General features: G+C 62.2%; 25 protein-coding genes. 12 read left to right on the forward strand and 13 right to left on the reverse strand.

The genetic code is table 11. The annotated features are described in order from the left end of the window. Positions 1–2: 2 nt before the first annotated feature. The 3 genes from MRBLMS1_RS20240 to MRBLMS1_RS20250 all read right to left on the reverse strand — a co-directional run bounded on the left by MRBLMS1_RS20240 (position 3) and on the right by MRBLMS1_RS20250 (position 1,061). A complete protein-coding gene (locus MRBLMS1_RS20240; protein WP_034746677.1) occupies positions 3–368 on the reverse strand; it encodes a response regulator transcription factor in 366 nt (121 codons plus the stop codon). A 33-nt stretch (positions 369–401) separates the two neighbouring features. Further along, the gene (locus tag MRBLMS1_RS20245; RefSeq protein ID WP_128141932.1) at positions 402–824 is read right to left on the reverse strand and encodes a response regulator; all 423 of its coding nucleotides are present in this window, start codon (positions 822–824) and stop codon (positions 402–404) included. Between the two features lie 84 nt (positions 825–908). After that, the gene (locus tag MRBLMS1_RS20250; protein ID WP_128143240.1) at positions 909–1,061 is read right to left on the reverse strand and encodes a rubredoxin; all 153 of its coding nucleotides are present in this window, start codon (positions 1,059–1,061) and stop codon (positions 909–911) included. A gap of 96 nt (positions 1,062–1,157) precedes the next feature. Between MRBLMS1_RS20250 and thiD the strand changes: the two genes are divergently transcribed. Next, positions 1,158–2,015 carry a bifunctional hydroxymethylpyrimidine kinase/phosphomethylpyrimidine kinase gene (gene thiD / locus MRBLMS1_RS20255; RefSeq protein ID WP_034746671.1) on the forward strand — a complete coding sequence of 286 codons (858 nt, stop codon included), beginning with the start codon at positions 1,158–1,160 and terminating at the stop codon, positions 2,013–2,015. A 45-nt stretch (positions 2,016–2,060) separates the two neighbouring features. Beyond that, entirely contained in the window at positions 2,061–3,350 is a 1,290-nt protein-coding gene (hemL, locus tag MRBLMS1_RS20260; RefSeq protein ID WP_230518887.1) for a glutamate-1-semialdehyde 2,1-aminomutase, read from the forward strand. Between the two features lie 5 nt (positions 3,351–3,355). Here the strand turns inward: hemL and MRBLMS1_RS20265 are convergent, their stop codons facing one another. The 9 genes from MRBLMS1_RS20265 to mpl all read right to left on the reverse strand — a co-directional run bounded on the left by MRBLMS1_RS20265 (position 3,356) and on the right by mpl (position 12,750). Continuing rightward, positions 3,356–4,072 carry an HAD family hydrolase gene (locus tag MRBLMS1_RS20265; protein WP_456147708.1) on the reverse strand — a complete coding sequence of 239 codons (717 nt, stop codon included), beginning with the start codon at positions 4,070–4,072 and terminating at the stop codon, positions 3,356–3,358. A 274-nt stretch (positions 4,073–4,346) separates the two neighbouring features. Continuing rightward, entirely contained in the window at positions 4,347–5,312 is a 966-nt protein-coding gene (corA, locus tag MRBLMS1_RS20270; protein WP_034746658.1) for a magnesium/cobalt transporter CorA, read from the reverse strand. A gap of 222 nt (positions 5,313–5,534) precedes the next feature. Beyond that, positions 5,535–6,260 carry a monofunctional biosynthetic peptidoglycan transglycosylase gene (gene mtgA, locus MRBLMS1_RS20275; protein ID WP_034746655.1) on the reverse strand — a complete coding sequence of 242 codons (726 nt, stop codon included), beginning with the start codon at positions 6,258–6,260 and terminating at the stop codon, positions 5,535–5,537. Further along, positions 6,257–7,084 carry a shikimate dehydrogenase gene (aroE, locus tag MRBLMS1_RS20280; RefSeq protein ID WP_485881447.1) on the reverse strand — a complete coding sequence of 276 codons (828 nt, stop codon included), beginning with the start codon at positions 7,082–7,084 and terminating at the stop codon, positions 6,257–6,259. The genes mtgA and aroE overlap by 4 nt, the downstream gene beginning before the upstream one ends. A gap of 11 nt (positions 7,085–7,095) precedes the next feature. Beyond that, positions 7,096–7,953, reverse strand: a complete 858-nt coding sequence (locus tag MRBLMS1_RS20285; RefSeq protein ID WP_485881877.1) for an energy transducer TonB family protein — start codon at positions 7,951–7,953, stop codon at positions 7,096–7,098. A gap of 138 nt (positions 7,954–8,091) precedes the next feature. Further along, the gene (locus MRBLMS1_RS20290) at positions 8,092–10,179 is read right to left on the reverse strand and encodes a ribonuclease catalytic domain-containing protein (protein ID WP_485881449.1); all 2,088 of its coding nucleotides are present in this window, start codon (positions 10,177–10,179) and stop codon (positions 8,092–8,094) included. A 2-nt stretch (positions 10,180–10,181) separates the two neighbouring features. Beyond that, a complete protein-coding gene (locus tag MRBLMS1_RS20295) occupies positions 10,182–10,796 on the reverse strand; it encodes a chorismate--pyruvate lyase family protein (RefSeq protein WP_456130005.1) in 615 nt (204 codons plus the stop codon). Further along, on the reverse strand, positions 10,793–11,377 hold the full coding sequence (locus tag MRBLMS1_RS20300; protein ID WP_058048308.1) for a YqiA/YcfP family alpha/beta fold hydrolase: 585 nt from the start codon (positions 11,375–11,377) through the stop codon (positions 10,793–10,795). The genes MRBLMS1_RS20295 and MRBLMS1_RS20300 overlap by 4 nt, the downstream gene beginning before the upstream one ends. Further along, positions 11,374–12,750 (reverse strand): UDP-N-acetylmuramate:L-alanyl-gamma-D-glutamyl-meso-diaminopimelate ligase, encoded by a 1,377-nt coding sequence (gene mpl, locus MRBLMS1_RS20305; RefSeq protein ID WP_128141925.1) that lies wholly within the window; start codon positions 12,748–12,750, stop codon positions 11,374–11,376. The genes MRBLMS1_RS20300 and mpl overlap by 4 nt, the downstream gene beginning before the upstream one ends. Positions 12,751–12,865: 115 nt before the next feature. Here mpl and MRBLMS1_RS20310 point away from each other — a divergent pair, with 115 nt between their 5' ends. The 8 genes from MRBLMS1_RS20310 (at position 12,866) to MRBLMS1_RS20345 (ending at position 19,815) form a co-directional block, all read left to right on the forward strand. Further along, positions 12,866–13,504: a hypothetical protein gene (locus MRBLMS1_RS20310; protein ID WP_128141924.1), complete on the forward strand. Its 639-nt coding sequence runs from the start codon at positions 12,866–12,868 to the stop codon at positions 13,502–13,504. 19 nt (positions 13,505–13,523) lie between these two features. Next, positions 13,524–14,078 carry a TlpA family protein disulfide reductase gene (locus MRBLMS1_RS20315; RefSeq protein WP_230518879.1) on the forward strand — a complete coding sequence of 185 codons (555 nt, stop codon included), beginning with the start codon at positions 13,524–13,526 and terminating at the stop codon, positions 14,076–14,078. 82 nt (positions 14,079–14,160) lie between these two features. Further along, a complete protein-coding gene (aroQ, locus tag MRBLMS1_RS20320; protein ID WP_034746628.1) occupies positions 14,161–14,598 on the forward strand; it encodes a type II 3-dehydroquinate dehydratase in 438 nt (145 codons plus the stop codon). Between the two features lie 91 nt (positions 14,599–14,689). Beyond that, a complete protein-coding gene (accB, locus tag MRBLMS1_RS20325) occupies positions 14,690–15,154 on the forward strand; it encodes an acetyl-CoA carboxylase biotin carboxyl carrier protein (protein WP_485881454.1) in 465 nt (154 codons plus the stop codon). Positions 15,155–15,255: 101 nt separating this feature from the next. Next, a complete protein-coding gene (gene accC / locus MRBLMS1_RS20330; RefSeq protein WP_034746622.1) occupies positions 15,256–16,671 on the forward strand; it encodes an acetyl-CoA carboxylase biotin carboxylase subunit in 1,416 nt (471 codons plus the stop codon). Then, positions 16,668–17,612, forward strand: a complete 945-nt coding sequence (gene prmA, locus MRBLMS1_RS20335) for a 50S ribosomal protein L11 methyltransferase (protein WP_128141922.1) — start codon at positions 16,668–16,670, stop codon at positions 17,610–17,612. The genes accC and prmA overlap by 4 nt, the downstream gene beginning before the upstream one ends. Positions 17,613–17,620: 8 nt before the next feature. Further along, positions 17,621–18,865 (forward strand): DUF3426 domain-containing protein, encoded by a 1,245-nt coding sequence (locus MRBLMS1_RS20340; protein ID WP_485881457.1) that lies wholly within the window; start codon positions 17,621–17,623, stop codon positions 18,863–18,865. An 11-nt stretch (positions 18,866–18,876) separates the two neighbouring features. Then, a complete protein-coding gene (locus MRBLMS1_RS20345) occupies positions 18,877–19,815 on the forward strand; it encodes a carbohydrate kinase family protein (protein ID WP_139090755.1) in 939 nt (312 codons plus the stop codon). A gap of 106 nt (positions 19,816–19,921) precedes the next feature. Here MRBLMS1_RS20345 and MRBLMS1_RS20350 read toward each other — a convergent pair whose 3' ends face one another. Beyond that, on the reverse strand, positions 19,922–20,455 hold the full coding sequence (locus MRBLMS1_RS20350; RefSeq protein WP_034780256.1) for a YggT family protein: 534 nt from the start codon (positions 20,453–20,455) through the stop codon (positions 19,922–19,924). Positions 20,456–20,708: 253 nt separating this feature from the next. Here MRBLMS1_RS20350 and MRBLMS1_RS20355 point away from each other — a divergent pair, with 253 nt between their 5' ends. Together MRBLMS1_RS20355 and MRBLMS1_RS20360 are read left to right on the forward strand one after the other, a co-directional pair. Next, positions 20,709–20,993, forward strand: coding sequence for a hypothetical protein (locus MRBLMS1_RS20355; RefSeq protein ID WP_189396587.1), 285 nt, complete (start codon positions 20,709–20,711; stop codon positions 20,991–20,993). Between the two features lie 93 nt (positions 20,994–21,086). Beyond that, positions 21,087–21,716 carry a hypothetical protein gene (locus tag MRBLMS1_RS20360; protein WP_485881460.1) on the forward strand — a complete coding sequence of 210 codons (630 nt, stop codon included), beginning with the start codon at positions 21,087–21,089 and terminating at the stop codon, positions 21,714–21,716. Positions 21,717–21,944: the final 228 nt, after the last annotated feature.

Raw genomic sequence — 21,944 nt, forward strand, 5'->3', positions numbered from 1 at the left:
GCTCAGGAAAGCGCGGCGATCTTGGCCAGCAGCTCGGCTTCGACCACCGGCTTGACCAGATAATCGCGCGCGCCCTGGCGCAAGCCCCAGATGCGGTCCGTTTCCTGGCTCTTGCTCGAACAGATAATCACCGGCACGTCCTGCAGTTCCGGATCGCGGGCGATGGCGCGCGTGATCTGGAAGCCATTCGCACCGGGCATCACCACGTCCATCAGGATCAGGTCGGGCCTGGCCTGCTTCAGCTGCGCCAGCGCGTCGGCACCGTCCTGCGCCGTGAGGACGGCATAACCGGCACGCACCAGCATCTCGCTCAGGTAGTAGCGTTCTGTCGGCGAGTCATCGACGATCAGAATTGTGTGTATGGCCATCTGCTTCCTTGCTGCGTTGTAATCAATAAACCACTACTCAAAATGCCCGGCCAGGTGGAGCCGCACGGCCTCCAGCAGGGCCTCGCGCGCCAGCGGCTTGACCAGGCAGGCGCTGGCGCCTGCCATGGCGCCGCGCGCGCGGTCGAACAAACCTTCCTTCGACGACAGCATCAGCACCGGCGTGGCGTGATACGCCGCGCTGGCCTTGATCAGCGCACAGGTGCGGTAGCCGTCCAGGCGCGGCATCACGATGTCGCACACGATCAGCGCCGGCTGGCAGTCGGCGATCTTGGCCAGGGCCTCGAAGCCGTTTTCCGCCACCACCACGCGATAGCCGGCCTCGCCCAGGATCTTCGCGGCCGCGCTGCGTATCGTCGCGCTGTCGTCGATGACGAGTATCGTGACGCTCGCGCACACGGCATCGGACGGCGCCTCGGGCAAGAACGATCGCGTCATGTGATTATTCGACAATTTTTCATACCATAGCACAGGCAGCCGCGATACCTGCGTGCGGCAGCGGCATCCCGTGAACCCGATTGATTACAGCGCCACCATCTCGAAATCGTCCTTGCGCGCACCGCATTCAGGACAGGTCCAGTTCATCGGAACATCGGCCCAACGCGTGCCGGGAGCGATGCCTTCGTCGGGCAAGCCGGCCGCTTCATCATAAACCCAGCCGCAAATAAGACACATCCACGTTTGGAATTGCTGCGTTGTTTCGTTGCTACTCACGTTCTGCCACCCTTCAATCAAGTAAAATGCTGAATTAGGTATCTTAATCTACCCGCCGTGCAAAACCAAACTTCTCCCCTCATATTAAGCTTCGGCGTGTCCGATCCGGTCGGCGCGATCGGCATCCAGGCCGACCTGGCCACCTTTTCAGCCTTCGGCTGCCATGGCCTGTCCGTCACCACGGGCCTGTTGATCAGCGATACGGCCCGCGTGGAAGACGTACAGGCGGTCGACCCGGACTGGGTTTCCGACCAGGCGCGCGTGCTGCTGGAAGACATGTCCGTGGCCGCCATCAAGATCGGCGCGCTGGGCAGCGTGGAAAACGTCACGGCCATCGCCGAAATCGTCTCCGACTATCCGGACGTGCCGCTGATCCTCGATCCCTTCATTTCGGCGCTGCCGGAACAGGGCATGGACGACGAAGACATCCTGACGGCCGTGCGCCAGCTCCTGATTCCGCAAACGACCCTGCTGGTGCTCTCGCCGGTGGAACTCGAGCGCCTGGCCGAGACCTGGCGCGACGCCGATCCGGACGACACCCTGCAAAACGACGTCGACTACCTGGTGGCCCTGGGCTGCGAATACGTGCTCGTCACCGGCATGCCGGCCGACGCCAGCAAGTCCGGCACGGCCGAAGGCAAGTTGCGCGCCAATACCCTGTTCGGCGAAGACGGCGTGGTGCGCCACGACGAATGGCAGCACCTGCCCGGCATCTTCAACGGCGCCGGCAGCACCCTGTCGGCAGCGGCCACCGCCCTGCTGGCCCTGGCGGAAAACGAAGACGATGTGCCGCAGGTGGTCGTGGCGGCGCAGGAATTCACTGCCGGCGCCCTGGCCCACGCGCAGCGCCACGGCATGGGCAAGCTGGTGCCGAACCGGCTGTTCCGGCAGCAGCGCCAGCGCGGCGCCCAATAAGACCAGACGACACAGACAACGATCCACTTTCAAGGCACGATTATCATGACGACGACTTCACAGAACGACATCCTGTTTGCCCGCGCACAAAAAACCACGCCAGGCGGCGTCAATTCGCCCGTGCGCGCCTTCCGCTCCGTGGGCGGCACACCGCGCTTCATCACGCGCGCCGAAGGTCCGTACTTCTGGGACGCGGACGGCAAGCGCTATATCGACTACATCGGCTCCTGGGGCCCGGCCATCGTCGGCCACGCCCATCCGGAAGTGGTGAAAGCGGTGCAGGATGCGGCCGCGCTGGGCCTGTCGTTCGGCGCGCCGACGGAAGGCGAAGTGCTGATGGCCGAGGAAATCACGCGTTTGGTACCGTCGATCGAGCAGGTACGCCTGGTGTCATCCGGCACGGAAGCGACCATGAGCGCCCTGCGCCTGGCGCGCGGCGCCACGGGACGCGACAAGATCGTCAAGTTCGAGGGCTGCTACCACGGTCACGCCGATTCGCTGCTGGTGAAAGCGGGCAGCGGCCTGCTCACCTTCGGCAACCCGACGTCGGCCGGCGTGCCGGAAGATTTCGTCAAGCACACGCTGGTGCTCGACTATAACAACGTCGAGCAGCTGAAAGACGCCTTCGACAGCTTCGGCGCGGAAATCGCCTGCGTCATCGTCGAACCGGTGGCCGGCAATATGAACCTGGTGAAAGCCACGCCGGAATTCCTGCAGGCGATGCGCGAGCTGTGCACGCAGCACGGCGCCCTGCTCATTTTCGACGAAGTCATGTGCGGCTTGCGCGTGGCCCTGGGCGGCGCGCAGGCGCTGTACGGCATCAAGCCCGATCTCACGGCGCTGGGCAAGGTGATCGGCGGCGGCATGCCGGTGGCGGCCTTCGGCGGCAGCGCGGCGCTGATGCACAACATGGCGCCGCTGGGCGCCGTCTACCAGGCCGGTACCTTGTCGGGCAACCCGGTCGCCGTGGCGGCCGGCATGGCCACCTTGAAACTGATCCAGCAGCCGGGCTTCTACGAGCAGCTGGGCGCCACGGCCAAGCGCCTGGCCGAAGGCCTGACCGCCGCCGCCAAAGAAGCGGGCGTGGTCTTCTGCGCCGACTACATCGGCGGCATGTTCGGCATTTATTTCAGCGCAACGCCGCCGACCAGCTACGCGGAAATGATGGCCGGGGACCGCAGCAAGTTCAACGCCTTCTTCCACGCCATGCTGGACGAAGGCGTGTACTTCGCGCCCGCCGCCTTCGAGGCGGGCTTCGTCTCGGCGCAGCACGATGACGCCGTCATCGACGCCACCATCGCCGCCGCGCGCAAGGTGTTTGCCGCTCTCGCCTAAGCGTTTTATACGGTCGCGGTGTCCATCACCGCGGCCACCAGCGCCGGCAGCTTGGCCATGTCGCTGAACACGACATGCGCGCCGGCTGCCTTCAGGCGCGCTTCCTGGCCGGGCGCGATATGCCCGCCGCCGATGAATCCCAATACCGTCATGCCCGCCGCCACGGCGGCCGTCACGCCCGTGACGCTGTCTTCCAGCACCAAGCACTGGCTTGGCGGCACGCCAAAGGCGGCAGCCGCCGCCAGGTAGACGCCCGGATGCGGCTTGGCGTGGCCGACCAGGTCGGGCGTAAACACGCGCTTGTCGAACAGCGGCGCCATGCCAGTGCGCTCGAGCGCCGACAGCACGCGCGCGCTGACGCTGTTCGAAGCGACGGCCTTGGGCAGGGGAATGGCGGCCAGCGCCTGCGCCACGCCGGGCACAGCGCGCAATTGCGCGTCGCAAGCCGCATCGACGGCATTGCCGATGGCCATGATCTCGTCGGCCGGCAATTGCGGCAAACCCAGTTCCTTGTAGATATCCTGCATCAGCGGCACCAGGCGCTGGCCCAGGCGCGGCTCGATCAAGCCTTGCAGGGTGACGCCCTCGGGCAGGTTCGGCAGGCGCGGCCCCAGCAATTCCAGCAGCGCTTGCAGGGCCACGGCTTCGCTGTCGATCAGCACGCCATCGCAGTCGCTGATCAGATGGGTAAAGCGCGGTGGGGTGGTGGCGGTATCAGGCATGGACTCTCCAGAAAGCAATGGTGACGGGAAATGCGGCGGCCAGCCGGCCAAGGCCGGCATCGTAACGATCATAGGTGGAACAGGCGGACGCTACCACGCAGAAAATGTCTGAATGACGATACTTTTCTGCACAGCACGCGGCAGGCATGAATCAGCAAATACACAATACCAATTCAATACCACGCAGTACCAGTGATTATCGCCGATTTTTGAAATTGCTGCGCTCGTGCTGCAACCGGGGCGCGGAAGCGCCCCGGCGACGCTGCGATACGGCTTATTTCAGCCAGCCGCGGTGGCGGAAGTACAGGAAAGGCGCGATGGCGCTGGTAATCATCAAGCCCCAGGCCCAGGGATAGCCGAACGACCATTCCAGCTCCGGCATCAGCTTGAAGTTCATGCCGTACACGCTGGCGATCAGGGTCGGCGGCAGGAAGGCCACGCTGGCCACCGAGAAGATCTTGATGATCTTGTTCTGGTTGATGTTGATGAAACCGACGGTGGCATCCATCAGGAAGTTGATCTTGTCGAACAGAAAAGAGGTGTGGCCGTCCAGCGATTCGATGTCGCGCAAAATCTGCCGCGCTTCCTCGAACTGCTCGGAATTAAGCAAGCGGCCGCGCATCAGAAAGCTCACGGCGCGGCGCGTATCCATCATGTTGCGGCGGATACGGCCGTTCAAATCTTCCTCATGGGCAATCGCATTCAGCGCTTCGGCCGCGTGCGCATCGGTAAATTCCTTTTGCAACACGCGCGTACTGACTTCTTCCAGGTTCTGGTAGATGCCTTCGAGCACGTCGGCCGAGTATTCGGCATCGGTGGCGTACAGGTCGAGCAGCACGTCCATGTAGTCGGCAATCGAGCCTGGCCGCGAACGGGCGCGCATGCGCACCAGGCGGAACACGGGCAAGTCGTCCGTATGCATGGAAAACAAAATCTTGCGGGCAAGGATGAAAGCCACGGTGATGACGCGCGACGGGCCGTCGTCCTCTTCGCGCAGGAAATCCGTGCGCAGGTGCAAGTCGCCGTTTTCCGCTTCGTAATAGCGGGCCGACGCTTCAATATCCTTGACTTCGTCTTCGCCCGGCAGGGTGACGTTATAGATGGCCTTGACCCAGGCCCGTTCATCATCGGTAGGGTCGGTCAGGTCGACCCACACCGGTTCGGCATTTTCGAGGTCTGCGCGGCTGTCGATCGGCACCTGGTTGAGCCGGCCATTCTGTAATACAAAGACATTGATCATGCGCGCTCTCAGCCGGATGTGGGGTTATCGTGATGTGCTGGCGCTGGCGCCAAAAATGAAAACAGCGCAAGTGTACCCGCAAAGGCCTTTTCACGACCACCCCCGGCACCGCTTTTTCACGGAAAAAGTGCGGCGTTGCACCAAGGGGGGACGATTAAGATGCTGCGCCGCAATAGTGCCAATCAGGCAGCTTTAACTTTATGAAAAGAAAGCCCGCTGCCATCAAGGCAATTCCGCCGCCCCCATGCGGCGCAGGATCACGCCCGTGCGCCGGTTCAGGTAGCCCGTATCGCGGTGACGGTCGTAAAAGCGGGGATTCGGCAGCATCACGGCCAGTTTTGCCGCCTGTCCCGCGCTCAGGCCCGCCGCGCTGACCCGGTAATAGTGGCGCGCGGCCGCTTCGGCGCCAAAGGTGCCCGTGCCAAACTCCACCACGTTCAGGTAAATCTCGAAAATGCGCTCCTTTTCCATCAGGTTTTCCAGCATGTACGTGATGATCAGTTCCTGGCCCTTGCGCACATAGCTGCGCGAACCGGACAGGAACAGATTCTTCGCCAGCTGCTGCGTGATGGTGGAGCCGCCCGCCACGACCTTCTGCTTCTTGCTGTTTTTTTCATACGCCTTTTGCAAGGCTTCCCAATCCACCCCTTCATGCTCGGAAAAATTCGCGTCTTCCGAAGCGATGATGGCGCGTTTCAGGTTGTTCGAGATGCGGTTGTACGGCACCCACGTGTGCTTGATCGTGGCCTTGGGATTTTTATCCTGCAAGACAGACAACTGTTCGCGCATGAAGGCCGTGCTGGACGGATTATGGTCGACCCACCACCAGATTTGCAGGAAGAAATACAGTTGCACGACGATAAAGGCCAGCACGGGGACGATGAACAGCCACTTGATCCAGCCGTAGCGGCTACCGCTTTTGCGGGCGCCCTTCTTGCCGGCGCTCACAGGGCACTGCGCAGCTGCGCCAGCAAGTCCTGCGTCTGCGGCCGCACGCCGCGCCACACGTAAAACGCTTCGGCCGCCTGCTCCACCAGCATGCCCAGGCCGTCGCGCACGTGCGCGCCATGCTGCGCGGCAAAGTCCATGAAGACGGTGGGCTGGGCGCCATACATCATGTCCAGCGCCAGGGTGTGGCTGCCGAAGATACCGGGCGGCACGGGCGGCAAGTCGCCCGCCAGGCTGGCCGAGGTGGCATTGATGACGATATCGAAAACGCCTTCGGGCTGCGTGAAGCCGCCGGCGCACAGCTGGCCGGGGTGGGCCAGCGCGTCGGCAAACTGCGCCACCAGCGCCTCGGCCGTGGCCACGGTGCGGTTGGCAATGAAGATTTCCTGCGGTCCCTGTTCCAGCAAGGGCAGCACGACGCCGCGCGCGGCCCCGCCCGCGCCCAGCAGCAGGACGCGCTTGCCGGCGACCTTCACGCCGGCGTTGCGCACGATGTCGGCCACCAGGCCCGCGCCATCGGTATTGTCGCCAAGAATCGTGTCGCCATCGAAACGCAGGGTGTTGACGGCACCGGCCGCTTGCGCGCGCGGCGTCAGCTCGGTGGCCAGCGCGCACGCGTCCAGCTTGAAGGGCACCGTCACGTTCGCGCCCTTGCCGCCCTCGGCGGCAAACGTGCGGGCCGCCAGGGCAAAGCCGTCGAGCGGCGCCAGCCGGCGGTCATAGACGATGGGCTCGCCCGTCTGCAGGGCAAACGCGGCGTGGATCAGGGGGGACTTGCTGTGGGCGATGGGATTGCCGAAGACACAATATTGATCAGGATTCATTGCTTGCTTGTTCAATTGCTGCCGCCAGTCAGGTTAGCTTCCATTTTTTCTTCACGCGTAAATTTGAAGCGGGTAATCACCACCCACAGGTCATCCTTGTCACTCGACAACATGTTCGGTGGGAAACGGCCAAACGGCGCCGCGCGGCGCACGATGGCCAGGGCCGCCGCATCGAGTGCCGGATTGCCCGAGCTTTTTTCCACGCGGGCGCCGCCTTCCTTCTGGTAAATCGTGCCATCCTGGAAGATGGGGATGTAGACGACCAGTTCGCCATACATCTTGCGGCCATTCTTTTGCGGAAAATTCAGGGTGCCGATTTCCTCGATGCGCTTTTGCAAGGTCTTGTAATACATGGCATAGCCGACCTCTTGCGTGCTGGGCGTAATGAAGGTCTTGCGCGGGCGCTTGTTCTGGTCTTCCACGGTCTGGCTGATCTCGGCCGCCATGCGGGCGATGGCCTTGCTGCTTTCCATCAAGTCCGAGCCGGTGGCCAGGGGATTGGGCTTGTCCTTTTCCGTGACGGGCGCGGCGCTGTAAAGCGTCGGCCTGGCCGCCTGCGTCAGCAGTTCCTGCTGCTTCTGCTCGAGTTCGGCGATGCGCCGGGCGCTGGCCTTGACGCTGTCGCCCTCTTCCACCTTGCGCATGTCGGGCAAGGGCGACTTGGCGCGGCCCTTGTCGGCTTGCCCACCACCGTCGAGGTTGGCTTGCGCCAGGGCATCGGCCTTCAGCGGCTTGTTCGCATGCTTGGCGTTGACCAGGATCACTTCCAGGCCGGGATCGGTGGCGACGGCCCGCTGCGGGGCCGGGGCGACAAAATGCATCGCCAGCAAGGCGCCGTGGGCCAGCAGCGATACCGCCACGGCTATCATCAGGAAACGATTCTCTCGGAAAGACTTCACGCGCAACCCAGTTCGCAACAAACACACCATACAAGATGGCTGAATTCTACGTCAAAGGACGGTGCCGGCAACAATTTTCAGCACCGCCTTTGCAGCCTGATTGGCGCCTTATTTGACCTCGGGCTCGCTGACCACGTCTTCGCTGGCCAGTTCCGCCACTTCCGCATCGGCGTCGCTGACCTGGTTCGCCGCTTCCGGCGATGGCTCGGCCGCCACGTCGCCCTCGTCCGCAGCATCGTCGCCCGGCTCTTCCTCGTAGTCGAGCTCGGCATCGGCCGCCGCATCGGGCACGGCGGCGATTTCCAGCAGGCGCGCTTCGATGCTCAGGTCAACCTCATCCCAGCGCAGCAAGTCCAGTTTCACCTGGGCGCCGCGCGCCACCGACGGCATGCCCGGCAGCTTGATGACCAGCGGAATGTCGACCAGGCGCAGGATCTCGTCTTTCAGGACGACGGCATCGACCTGGCGCGCGTTTTCCTGGTGCAGCCAGCGCAAGCACCAGTAGCGTTCCATGTTCGACTGGAAATCGCCATACGCGGCATACGCGGCGTCAAACGCCGAAACGATGGCGAACAGATTCGCATCACGCGGCTTGAACGGGGCCACCAGCGGCGCCGTCACGCCATGCTCGGCGCAGGCAATGATTTGCCACTGGTTCACCAGGTCCGTGTAGCGGCGCAGGGGCGAAGTGCTCCACGCGTATTGATCGACGCCCAGGCCCTGGTGCGGCGCCGCATGGGTAACCATGCGCACCTGCATCTTTGCCGCCCAGCTATTGCCGCTGCCGCCACCCTGGCTGCGATAGATGCCGGGCACGCCATGGTCATGCAGCATCTTGCCCCAGGTGCTGTTGGCAAAAATCATCAGCTCGGCGACGATCTTGTCGAGCGGCGCGCCACGCTTGCGGCGCGCCACGGTGACGATGTCATTTTCCACATAGAAGTTGAAATCGACACGGTTATTCTGTTCCGGCTTCAGGCCAAACGCTTCGCGTTTCTTCATGCGGCCCTGTTCCAGCTGCTGCGCCCATTGCCACAGCACGGCAAAATCGGCCTTGTGCGGATACTCGCCTTCGCCGCTGGCCAGGGTTTCCTCGTTGACCAGGTCGTCGAGCTGGTTATGGCGCAAATTGCTGGCAATCGGCACCAGCTCGGCGCGCGTCTGCGTGCTGACTACGGCCCAGTCCGCTTTCGGATCCAGGGTCGCATACAACGACAGGGCCGGGCACGTCGTGCCTTCCGCCAAGGTAAACGCGTTGACGATTTCGTCCGGCAGCATGGTGATCTTGTCGCCCGGCATGTAGACGGTCGACATGCGCTGGCGCGCCATCTTGTCGATCACGTCTTCCGGACGGATGCCCAGGCCCGGCGCGGCGATGTGGATACCCACTTTCACGGTGCCATCGGGCAGCGGCTGCACGGAGAAGGCATCGTCGATCTCGGTCGTGGTCACGTCGTCGATCGAGAAGGCGGCCACGTCGGCCAGCGGCAGCTTGGCCGTCACGGACGGCACGGGCACGCTCGGGAAACCGGCGCCTTTCGGGAAATTTTCAAACAGGAACTTCGACAGGTGCAAGTCTTTCGGTGAAGCAATACCACCGACAGCCAGCATCAGCCGCGGCGGTGTCGTGTGCAATTCCGTGCACGCCGCTTCCAGCGCCTTGTATTCAATCGTATTCTTGTCCGGCTTGAACAGCAGTTGCAGCACCATGGGCTGCATCGGGGCGGGCAGACGGTTCTGTTTCAGCTCTTCCACATAGCCCGCCTGCACCAGCGCCTGCTGCTTTTTCTTTTCGATACCGGCCAGGGCCGCCTTCAAGGATGCTTCCGGCGCCGCCTTGTAGCGGCCACGGCCCTTCTTGTAGAAATACACGGGCGCCGAATGCAGGGCCAGGATCAGGCCGGCCGCTTCCGGCGGCAACGGTGCGTGGCCGAAATACTCGGCGCCCAGCTCGGCAAAACCGAACTCGTCTTCGCCCGCCACTTCCCACAGGAAATCGAGGTCGATCTCGGCGGCAACCGCCTTGGCTTGCTCGAGCAGCTCGGCCGGGGCCGGCTTTTCATATTGCAACAGCACGTCCTTGACCTTGACCTTGGTGCGCTTGCCGCTGGCCATTTCGACCTGGTACGCTTCACCCGCTTGCGACAGGACCGTGCCGACCTTGAAATCGCCGGATTCTTCAAAAAATAGATTCATTGTTATGCTTTGTTTATTAATGTGTCGGTTGCAACGGTGCGAGTGACGGACGTCAACTCCAGCACCGCCGGCAAAAATACTTCCGTTACCAGCAGCAAGCCCTGGTGACGCTGATACAGGCAGCGGCGGGCAAAAAACAGCGCCTGCCCGTCGGCGCGCCGCCCTTCCCGCACCAGCGCCGCCTGCGCCCGCTGCACCAGCGGATGCCCGGCGCGCAAGCGGGCAAATTCCAGCTCACCGCGGCGTACCATGCGGTCGCCAAACAGGGTCGTGCCCAGCGAACGCTCGCCCAGCGCGGAAAACAAGGGCCAGTCCGTGGCCGTCGCCTGCATGGGCACGACGGTGTGGCCAAACACGGCCGGTCTGTCATCACAACGCAACAGCACTTCACGTTCCCACACGCGGCCCGCGCGGTGCAAACCGATGATGGCGGCCTCGTCGCTCAGGCAACGTGCCGTTTCTTGATGCAAACATTGCACGCGAAATGCCTGGCTATGCGCTTTCAGCTTGGCCGTCAGCGAACCCCCGCCCGTCAGCCAGTGGCGCAAGGCCGGCGGCGCATTGACAGCGTTCACGTGCGCATGCCATTGCGCCTGCCGTAGCGAACCCGGCCTCACTGGGCAGCGTCCGCATCGATGCCGCAAAAGGCCAGCACGGGCGCCAGGTAGTCGGCAAATTCGCTGATGCCATGGTCGCTGCCATCGATGACCAACTGCCGCGCCCCCTGATAATGCGCCACCATGTCGCGGTAGTCGAGTACTTCATCGCCGGTGGCGGCAATCAGGAAATAGCGTTGCGGCTCAGTAATTTTCTCTACGGCAAACGTGCGCAGCTCGTCGATGTATTCGCGCTTGAACTCGAATGGCTTGTCCGAATGGAATTCCGTCGTCACGCCCACATGCTGCTCCAGGTCGATCAGGGGCACGATGGCAGGATTGAGCAATACGGCGCGGCAACCGAGCTGCTCGGCCAGCCAGGTGGCGTAATAGCCGCCCAGGGACGAACCAATAATCGTCAGCTCGGCCGGCGCCACATCCTTGACCAGCGACAGGGCCAGTGCGATGGCCAGTTTCGGCGAAGCCGGCAATTGCGGGCACAGCCACTGTGCTTCGCGGCCCAGCGCCTGCATCTGTGCGGCCAGCAAGCGCGACTTCATCGACAGGGGCGACGAGCGAAATCCATGCAGGTACAGAATCATCGGCCCAGGGCCTCCAGCAATTTCTGGTGCACGCCGCCAAAGCCGCCGTTGCTCATGACCACGATCTGGTCGCCAGGACGCGCACTTGCCGCCACGGCCGCCACCAGGGTATCGATGTCTTCGTAGGCGCTGGCAATCTTGCCCAGCGGCGCCAGCGCATCGCCCAGGCTCCAGCCCAGCGCTTGCTGGCTGCCGAAACCGAAAACGAGGTCGGCATCCTTGAGGCTGCCCGGCAGCGCATCTTTCATGGCGCCCAGCTTCATCGTGTTCGAGCGCGGTTCCAGCACGGCCAGGATGCGGGTGCCGCTGCCTACCTTCTGGCGCAGGCCGCCCACGGTGGTGGCAATGGCCGTCGGGTGGTGCGCGAAATCGTCGTACACGGTGATGTCGTTGACGACGCCGCGCACTTCCATGCGGCGCTTGACGCTCTCGAACGTGGCCAGCGAGGCGCACGCCTGGGCAATGGGCACGCCCACGTGGCGCGCGGCGGCGATGGCCGCCAGTGCATTGCTGCGGTTGTGCTTGCCCGTGAGCGCCCACGCCACATGGCCTTCCTGCTTGCCATTGAAGAACACATCGAAGCTGCCGTCGGCCTGTTCTTGCAGTTGCCAATTGGCATCTTGACCAAAACTTTCCTTTTCACTCCAGCAACCGCGCGCCAGCACGCGCTGCAGCGACGCTTCGTCGCCGTTGAACACGAGGCGGCCGATGCCGGGCACGGTGCGCACCAGGTGGTGGAATTGCGTCTCGATCGCGTGCAGATCGGGGAAGATGTCGGCGTGATCATATTCCAGGTTATTCATGATGGCCGTCTTCGCGTGGTAATGCACGAACTTGCTGCGCTTGTCGAAGAAGGCCGTGTCGTATTCGTCCGCTTCGATGACGAAGAAGTCGGAATCGGCGCTCTTGCCGTCGATTGTGCCGCTGAGGCGGGCGGAAATGCCAAAGTTCATCGGCACGCCGCCGATCAGGAAGCCCGGCGCGTAGCCCGCGTCTTCGAGTATCCAGGCCAGCATGGCCGAGGTGGTCGTCTTGCCATGCGTGCCGGCCACGGCCAGTACCCACTTGTTGCGCAAGATGTGTTCGCCGATCCATTGCGGGCCGGACACATACGGCAGGCTGCGGTTAAGGATTTCTTCCACCAGCGGGTTGCCGCGCGAGACCACATTGCCAATCACATACAAGTCCGGGTTCAGCTTGGTCTGTTCCGGATCGAAACCCTGGATCAGTTCGATTCCCTGCGATTCCAGCTGGGTGCTCATCGGCGGATACACGTTGGCATCGCAACCGGTAACTTTATGGCCGGCTTCCTTGGCCAGGACAGCCAGGCCGCCCATGAAGGTACCGCAAATGCCGAGAATATGAATATGCATGTGATCAGTGCGAAAGGCGCACGCTTAAGTAAGTAAGACGGTGAGATAAAAAACAGCAAGTGCAGGATTTTACCTGACGCCATGACTTTTTCCGCTTCGGAGTATCATCTCGCTCATGACGAACGATGCATTTGACGATAGCGCGCAGTTGCGCCTGGAAATCGCCGCCGCTGCCGCGCGCCTCGTGGCGCAGGACGGCGCCGACTATGGCAGCGCCAAGCGCAAGGCGGCGCGGCAAGTCCTCGGCGACGCGCCGAACCGGCCCAATATCCTGCCTGACAACGACATGATCGAGGAGCAGGTGCGGCAATACAATGCCCTGTTCCTGGCCGACAGCCAGCCGGCACGGCTGTTCCAGCTGCGCACGATCGCGCTGCAGGTGATGGAAGCGTTGCAACAATTTCACCCCCTGCTCAGCGGTCCCGTGCTCAATGGCACGGCCGGCCCGCACGACGAGATCTATTTGCAGCTGTTTGCCGAGAGCGCCAAGGAAATCCACATCTTCCTGCTGAATAAAAATGTCGTGCTCGATATGTCGGAAAGCCCGCATTTCAAGGGAGCGCGTTATGATGCGGTCGAGACAGCCAGTTTCTTGTGGAAAAACGAAGGCGTGCACGCGGCCATGTATGAACTCGACGATATGCGCGGCGCGCTGAAAGCCAAGGCGGACGGCAAGGTGCTGCGCACCGACATCGCCGGGCTGCGCAGCCTGCTGGCCGCCAGCCTCGCCGATGGCGTGCCGGCTGCCGACTAACATTGATATAGATAAAGTTATGACAAAAAAGAATTGGATCGCCTGCGCCATCGTGGCGCTGATGTTTGGCGGCATGGGCGCTTACGTCGGTTTGAGCAAGGAAAAAGCCAAAGAAGCGGGGCCGCTGACGAGCACCATCGCGCCTGGCGCGACGGGCCCCGTCAACGAACTGTATGCGCTGTCCCTGCCGGACGCGGCCGGCGCCACGCAAGCGTTGTCGCAATGGAAAGGCAAAAACTTGCTGGTCAATTTCTGGGCGCCGTGGTGCCCGCCTTGCGTGGAAGAAATGCCGGAGTTATCCGAAGTACAAGGCCACTATGCGGCGAAAAACCTGCAGGTGATCGGCATCGGCATCGATTCGGCCAGCAATATTGCCACCTTTGCCAGCAAGGTCAAGATCGCCTATCCCGTGTATGTGTCCGGCATGAGCGGTACCGACCTGTCGCGCCATTTTGGCAATGCCACGGGCGGTTTGCCCTTTACGGTGCTGATCGGCGCCGATGGCGAAGTCAAAAAGACCTATCTGGGCCGCTTAAAATTTGATCAGTTGCGCGCCGATCTGGATAAATTGTAAATTCGGAGCGTGCTTTTTTCTCTTGCCAATGCGTATCTTTGGCGGCAAAATGCGGAACTTTCGCTAAAACGGTCTTCCATACATGGCAAAAAACCTCCTTCTGCTCAACGGTCCCAACCTGAATTTGCTGGGAACGCGCGAGCCTGAGGTCTACGGCGCCAGCACCTTGGCCGATATCGAGCAGGCAGCAATGGCGCAAGCCATGGCGGCCGGCGCCGACCTGGTCTGCTTTCAAAGCAACCACGAAGGCGCGCTGATCGACCGCATCCATGCCGCGCGAGCGGAAGGGATCGATGCCATCGTCATCAATCCGGGCGGCCTGACCCATACCAGCGTTGCCTTGCGCGATGCGCTGGCCGGGGTCGCCATCCCGTTCGTGGAAGTCCATATCTCGAATATTTATCAACGCGAGACGTTTCGACATCACTCATTTCTCAGCGCGATCGCGCAGGGGACGATCTGCGGGCTGGGTATCGATGGATATCGGTTTGCCATCGACTTTGCGCTTAAAAAACGTTAATCTACGCGATCTGCACGCATTTAGCGCGGCGATAGGTTCTTGGACATCACCGCATCACTCAAAAAACAAACTACATTCCTAGGGGTTTTACATGGATCTACGAAAACTCAAGACCTTGATCGACCTGGTCGCCGAATCGGATATCGCAGAGCTGGAAGTTACCGAAGGCGAAAGCAAGGTTCGCATCGTCAAATCGTCGGCCATGCCGCAAAACCAGATGGTCATGATGCAGCCGCAAGGCATGCAAGCCCAATACCAGCCAGCCGCGCCAGCCGCCGCTCCCGCTACGGCAGCCGCCGTCGTGGTCGCCGCCGAGCCAACGGGCTATGTGGTCAAGTCGCCGATGGTCGGTACCTTCTACCGCTCGTCCGCTCCTGGCAGCGCCGCCTATGTTGAAGTGGGCGCTACCGTCAAGGAAGGTGATACCCTGTGCATCATCGAAGCGATGAAGCTCCTGAATGAAATCGACTCCGACAAAGCCGGTGTCGTGACCCAGATCCTGGTCGAAAACGGCCAACCGGTCGAATTCGGTCAACCCTTGTTTGTGATCGGCTAAAACCCAGTCCACACGGCCGGCAACGGCCGTTTGCAGTTTTAGCCCCTCACACTTGTTGTTTCGCCGGCTCGCCGGCTCTCACAGACATACGCGAACCTACCATGTTTGAAAAAATCCTGATTGCCAACCGTGGTGAAATTGCCCTCCGTATTCAGCGCGCCTGCCGCGAAATGGGCATTAAAACGGTTGTAGTCCACTCCGAAGCCGACAAGGACGCGAAATACGTCAAGCTGGCCGACGAATCCGTTTGTATCGGCCCGGCACAGTCGTCCCTGAGCTACCTGAACATGCCCGCCATCATCAGCGCCGCTGAAGTGACGGATGCGCAAGCGATTCACCCAGGCTATGGCTTCCTGTCGGAAAATGCCGACTTCGCCGAACGCGTCGAGAAATCGGGCTTCGTCTTCATCGGTCCCCGCTCCGAATCGATCCGTTTGATGGGCGATAAAGTATCGGCCAAGCAAACCATGATCAAGGCCGGCGTACCGTGCGTACCGGGCTCGGAAGGCGCGTTGCCCGACGATCCGAAAGCGATCGTGCAAATTGCCCGCAAGATCGGCTACCCGGTCATCATCAAGGCCGCCGGTGGCGGTGGCGGCCGCGGCATGCGCGTGGTGCACACGGAAGCGGCCCTGATCAACGCCGTGGCGATGACGAAGACGGAAGCCGGCACGGCTTTCGGCAACCCTGAAGTGTATATGGAAAAGTACCTGGAAAATCCGCGCCACGTGGAAATCCAGATCCTTGCCGACGAACACAAGAACGCCGTCTGGCTGGGCGAGCGCGACTGCTCCATGCAGCGCCGCCACCAGAAAGTGATCGAAGAAGCACCAGCGCCGGGCATCCCGCGCAAGCTGATCGAGAAAATTGGCGACCGTTGTGCCGAAGCCTGCCGCAAGATCGGCTACCGCGGCGCCGGCACGTTTGAATTCCTGTACGAAAACGGCGAGTTCTATTTCATTGAAATGAACACCCGCGTGCAGGTGGAACATCCGGTCACCGAGATGATCACCGGCATCGACATCGTGCAAGAGCAGATCCGCATCGCCGCCGGCGAAAAACTGCGTTTCCGCCAGCGTGACGTCTTGCTGTCTGGCCACGCCATCGAGTGCCGCATCAATGCCGAAGATCCCTTCAAGTTCACGCCATCGCCAGGCAAGATCGTGTCGTGGCATGCACCGGGCGGCCCAGGCATCCGCGTCGACTCGCACGCCTACGCCGGCTACTACGTGCCGCCGCACTACGACTCGATGATCGGCAAAGTGATCGCTTACGGCGCTACGCGCGAGCAAGCGATCCGCCGCATGCAGATCGCCCTGTCCGAAATGGTGGTCGAAGGCATCAACACGAATATCGCCCTGCACCGCGAACTGATGATCGACGCGCGCTTCATCGAAGGCGGCACCAACATTCACTATCTGGAACAGAAACTGGCCGACATGCCGGACCTGGGCAAGAACCTGAATGGCGGCAGCCCCAGCATCGCCAAGAAGTCCGAAATCAAGGCGGGCGCATGAGCTGGACGGAAATCGTCATCGAAATCGCCCGTGACAACGCCGAGGCCATGTCCGACGCGTTGATGGAAGCGGGCGCCCTGTCGGTGTCGGTGGAAGACGCCGATGAAGGCACGGATGCCGAGCAGCCCCTGTTTGGCGAGCCCGGCATGGAACCGAAGGAAGCGGCGTGGGAACGCAGCCGCGTGGTGGCGCTGACCGACGTCGACGCCGACCAGGCCGCCATCGTGGCCGCCGCAGCCCAGGCTGTCGGCATGACGGAAGTGCCCGCCTTCACCATGCGCCCCGTGGAAGAGCAGGACTGGGTGCGCCTGACCCAATCGCAATTCGCGCCGATTCACATCGGCAAGAATATCTGGGTCGTGCCCAGCTGGCACGAGGCACCGGATCCTGACGGCCTGATCCTGGAACTGGACCCTGGCCTGGCTTTCGGCACGGGCAGCCATCCGACCACGCGTCTGTGCATGGAATGGCTGGAAGCGAACCCCGCTCCAGGCAAGACCGTGCTCGACTACGGTTGCGGTTCCGGCATCCTGGCCATGGTGGCCAAGAAGCTGGGCGCGCAAACGGTGGCCGGCGTCGACATCGACCCGCAGGCGATCGAATCGGCGCGCGACAATGCCGAACGCAACCAGTGCGACATCGAATATTTCTTGCCAGACACGTTTGCCACGTCGGCACACGCCACGGCCAAGTTTGACATCGTCGTCGCCAACATCCTGTCGAGCCCATTGAAGCTGATGGCGCCGATGCTATCCGGCCGTGTCGCCGATGGCGGCGCGCTCATCCTGTCCGGCGTGCTGGCACGCCAGGCGGAAGAAGTGGCCGCTGCCTACGCACCGTTCATCCAACTGGGCGTGTGGGCCGAGCAAGACGGCTGGGTGGCGCTGCATGGCCGCCTGGGTGCAACGCAAGCGCCTGCGCCCCGCGCGGAAGGTGCATAAGCACAGCAATGGCCCTCGCCACCAAATGCCCCCATTGCAACACGATATTTCGGGTCGCTGCTGACCAATTGAAGTTACGTGGGGGCATCGTGCGCTGTGGCACGTGCAGGGAAGTGTTTGACGGCAATGCCGCGCTGGTCGATCCGGCCGCGGCATCGCCGTTTTTAACATCGGCCCCCGGCACTGCCACCCCGCTGCCGGCCAGTTATCCGGCCGACAACAGCCTGCCGTCCGCCACGGACGACGAACCCATTTATTCCCTCGACTTCGACACCTCGTTCGACCCGTTCGGCATCTTGCCGGAAACGGCGCAGCTCAAGGACGATGAAGACAATGGTGAGCATATCGAGCTGGACCTCGACGTGGCCCTGCCCGAAGAGGTACCGGCCGCCGCACCGCTCGACATACCGCTCGATAGACCTGAACCTGAAGAAACCCCGGCAAAGCTGCCCGAAGCACCGTTGCCCCAGCCGGTGGCGCCCTTCAAGCGCCGCCAGGTCGATGACGTGCCCGCCTTCGCCACGTATTTGCGCGACAGCCGCCGCGAACCGAATCTGGAAACTGGCGCCGCGCCGGCGCTGCCCGCGACCGAGAAAGTCAGCCTGGACAAGCCCGCGCCCGCGCGCCGTGAACCGACGCTGGCCGACCACTCGTTCGAAGCGCTGCCCGCCGCACCCGTCGCGCCGGAACCAGCCGAAGAGCAGGAAGAACCTGTCCTGCCGCCAGCCGACGACGAGCCTGCCTTTGTGACCTTGGGACGGCGCCGTGAACAGAGCGGCAAGGCCTTGCGCATGGCCACGGCCGCCGGCTCGGCAGTACTGCTGCTGCTATTATTCCTGCAAGTAATGACCACCTTCCGCAATCCGCTGGCGGCGCAATTCCCGCAGTGGAAGCCGACCCTGGTCGCGCTGTGCAAGCTCAGCGGCTGCCAGGTCGACTTGCCGGCGCAGATCGAGGCGCTGGCCATCGAGCAAGGCGAATTGCAAACCATCAAGGATCAAACCTTTTCCTACGTCTCGCTGCTGCGCAACCAGAGCCGCAGCGTGCAAGCCTGGCCCAGCATCGAACTGATCCTCAACGACGCCAACGACAAGCCCGTCTTGCGCCGCGTGATCGCGCCGCGCGACTATCTGCCAGCCAATATCGACGTGAACAAGGGCTTTGCGCCGCGCTCGGAACAAACCATCAAACTGTATTTTGCATTAGACCAGCTCACGGCGTCTGGCTACCATATCGCCATCTTTTACCCTTAACAGACACTATCATGACCAAAACATCGCTGATCTGCGGCTCGCTTGCCACCGACACCATCATGCAATTCCCCGGCCGCTTCGGCGAATCGCTGCTGGCCGACCAGTTGCACAAGGTGAACGTGTCCTTCCTCGTGCCCACCATGCGCACGGAGTTCGGCGGCTGCTCGGGCAATATCGCCTACAGCCTGAAAATGCTGGGCGGCGACCCGCGCATCGTCGGCGTCATGGGGCAAGACAGCGCCGCCTACCTGGAGCGCCTGCAAAAGCTGGGCATTTCCACCGCCAACATCCTGATCAAGGCCGACAGCTACAACGCGCAGTGCTTCGTCACGGCCGACGCGGACAATAACCAGATCAATGCCTTCCACCCGGGCGCCATGTCGTTTGCGCATGAAAACCCGATCGCCAACGCGGGCCCGGCCAAGGTCGCCATCATTTCGCCGGACGGCGACCAGGGCATGCTCAAGCACGCCGCCGACCTGGCCGAGCTGGGCATCCCCTTCATGTTCGACCCGGGCCAGCAGTTGCCACGTTTCAATGGCGAACAGTTGATCGACTTCATCAACAAAGCCACGTATGTGTCGGCCAACGATTATGAGATGGAAATGTTAATGGAACGCACGGGCTTGACCCTGCCGGACATCGCCGGCCGCCTGGAAGCGCTGATCGTCACGCGTGGCGAAAAAGGGTCGGAAATCTATACGGACGGCAAGCGCATCGACATTCCTGTCGTGACCGCCAAGGAAGTGCTGGACCCGACCGGCTGCGGCGACGCCTACCGTGCCGGCTTGCTGTTCGGCATCACCAACGACTTGGGCTGGGAAACCAGCGGCCGCCTGGCCAGCCTGCTGGGCGCCATCAAGATCGCCACCCAGGGCGCGCAAAACCACGTGTTTACGCCAGAGAGCATCGCCGACCAGTTCGAAGCGGCGTTCGGTTACCGCTATTAATATGTAGCTCGGATGAGCGCGGTAACCCGCGCGTCATCCGGCAACATCATTGGCATGGCAAGTGCTGATGTCGGGTTACGCTACGCTAACCCGACCTACTCCACCATCATCGCACCACAATAATCATCCCCACCAGCACCTGCGCGATCTGCAGCAGGATCAGCGCGACCAGCAACGACAAATCCAGGCTGCCGACCAGCGGCACGACCTTGCGGATCGGGCGCAGCAGCGGCTCGTTCAGGGCCCTTACAAACGGCGCCAGCGGCGCATGCGGGTTGACCCAGCTGAAGATGGCTTCGATGATCAGCAAGGCCATGAAACCGTAGAGTATCCATTGCAGGAAGCGTTGCAGCGACTTGAGCAGCACCACTTCGACGGGATAGCCGGAAATAAACAGCACCGAGCTGGCCAGCAGCACGATCAGGAAGGCGCCGATCAGACTGGCCCAGTCATACCCGCCCACGCCCGGCACCACGCGGCGCAGGGGGCGCACCAGCCAGTCGGACAATTGAAACGTGAATTGCGCCACCGACGAGGGGGGCCGCACGCGCACCGCCTGCATCCAGAAGCGCAGCAGCAGCACGCCGCCCAGCAAGGTAGCGATGGTATCAACGATCAATGTAAGGATAACGATCAGCACGACTAATTCTCCAAAAAAAAACCGCTGTGTGATTGAGTCACACAGCGGCGTGTTGCCTCATCCAGGCACCCGTATCGTTGAAATTACGATGGGCGGGTGCTGGTTGGGAATGGCCAGGCTGCAGCCGGTGCCAACACGGTTTTTGCTACAGGTGCGATAGGTGCCGATGGCTTGGCGACAGGAGCTGCCTTCTTCGGTGCGGCCTTTTTAGGCGCGGCCTTCTTGGCGGCTGGCTTGGCGGCCACGGCGGCTGGTGCCGCTGGAGCTGCTGCCGGCGCTGCTGCTGGTGCGGCTGCCACGACTGGCGCTGCGGCTGGCTTGGCGGCAGGTTTCGCTGCTGCTTTCGCTGCCGGCTTTGCTGCGACCTTGGCCGCTGGCTTTGCTGCAGGCTTGGCGGCTGGCTTCGCTGCAGCTTTTGCTGCTGGCTTGGCTGCCGGTTTTGCTGCGACCTTGGCAGCAGGTTTCGCTGCTGGCTTGGCTGCCGCTTTGGCTGCTGGCTTCGCTGCTACCTTGGCTGCAGGCTTGGCTGCCGCCTTAGTTGCAGGCTTCGCTGCTACCTTGGCCGCTGGCTTGGCTGCCGCCTTAGTTGCAGGCTTCGCTGCTACCTTGACCGCTGGCTTGGCTGCGGCTTTTGCTGCTGGCTTGGCTGCTGCCTTGGCCGCTGGCTTCGCTGCTGCTTTTGCTGCTGGCTTCGCTGCCGCTTTGGCTGCTGGCTTCGCTGCTGCCTTGGCGACGACTTTTTTCGCTGCTGGCTTGGCTGCCGCTTTGGCGGCCGGCTTCGCTGCTGCCTTGGCTGCAGGTTTTGCTGCGGCTTTTTTCACGGCTGGCTTGGCTGCAGCTTTTGCTGCTGGCTTCGCTGCTGCTTTGGCGGCTGGTTTTGCTGCGGCTTTTTTCGCTGCTGGCTTGGCTGCCGCTTTGGCTGCCGGCTTCGCTGCTGCCTTGGCTGCAGGTTTCGCTGCGGCTTTTTTCACTGCTGGCTTGGCTGCTGCTTTTGCCGCTGGTTTGGCTGCGGCTTTTGCTGCTGGCTTGGCGGCCGGTTTGGCTGCGGCTTTTTTCGCGACAGGCTTGGCTGCTGCCTTGGCGGCCGGTTTCGCTGCGGCTTTCGCTGCTGGCTTGGCTGCCGGTTTCGCTGCTGCCTTGGCCGCTGGTTTCGCTGCGGCTTTCGCTACTGGCTTGGCAGCCACTTTTGCTGCAGGCTTGGCTGCGGCTTTGGCGGCTGGTTTCGCTGCTGGTTTCGCTGCGGCTTTGGCAGCTGGTTTAGCGGCAACCGTCTTCGCTGCGGCTGCCGGCTTCTTCGCGGCAGGAGCAGCCTTGGCGGCTGGTTTCTTTACTTCTGATTTCTTAGCGGCTGTTGCCATTTGTCTCTCCTTCATCTGAGATGAGAAATTTAAGCTACAAGATTTAAACCCGTCCGACCCACCACAGGGATAGGCCAGGCGAATTATTCATCGGCGCAAACGGTCGTTTGCGCTAATGAATTCGGCACCAG

This window comes from Massilia sp. LMS1-1-1.1, assembly GCF_040815535.1.
GTDB lineage: Bacteria > Pseudomonadota > Gammaproteobacteria > Burkholderiales > Burkholderiaceae_D > Janthinobacterium > Janthinobacterium aestuarii.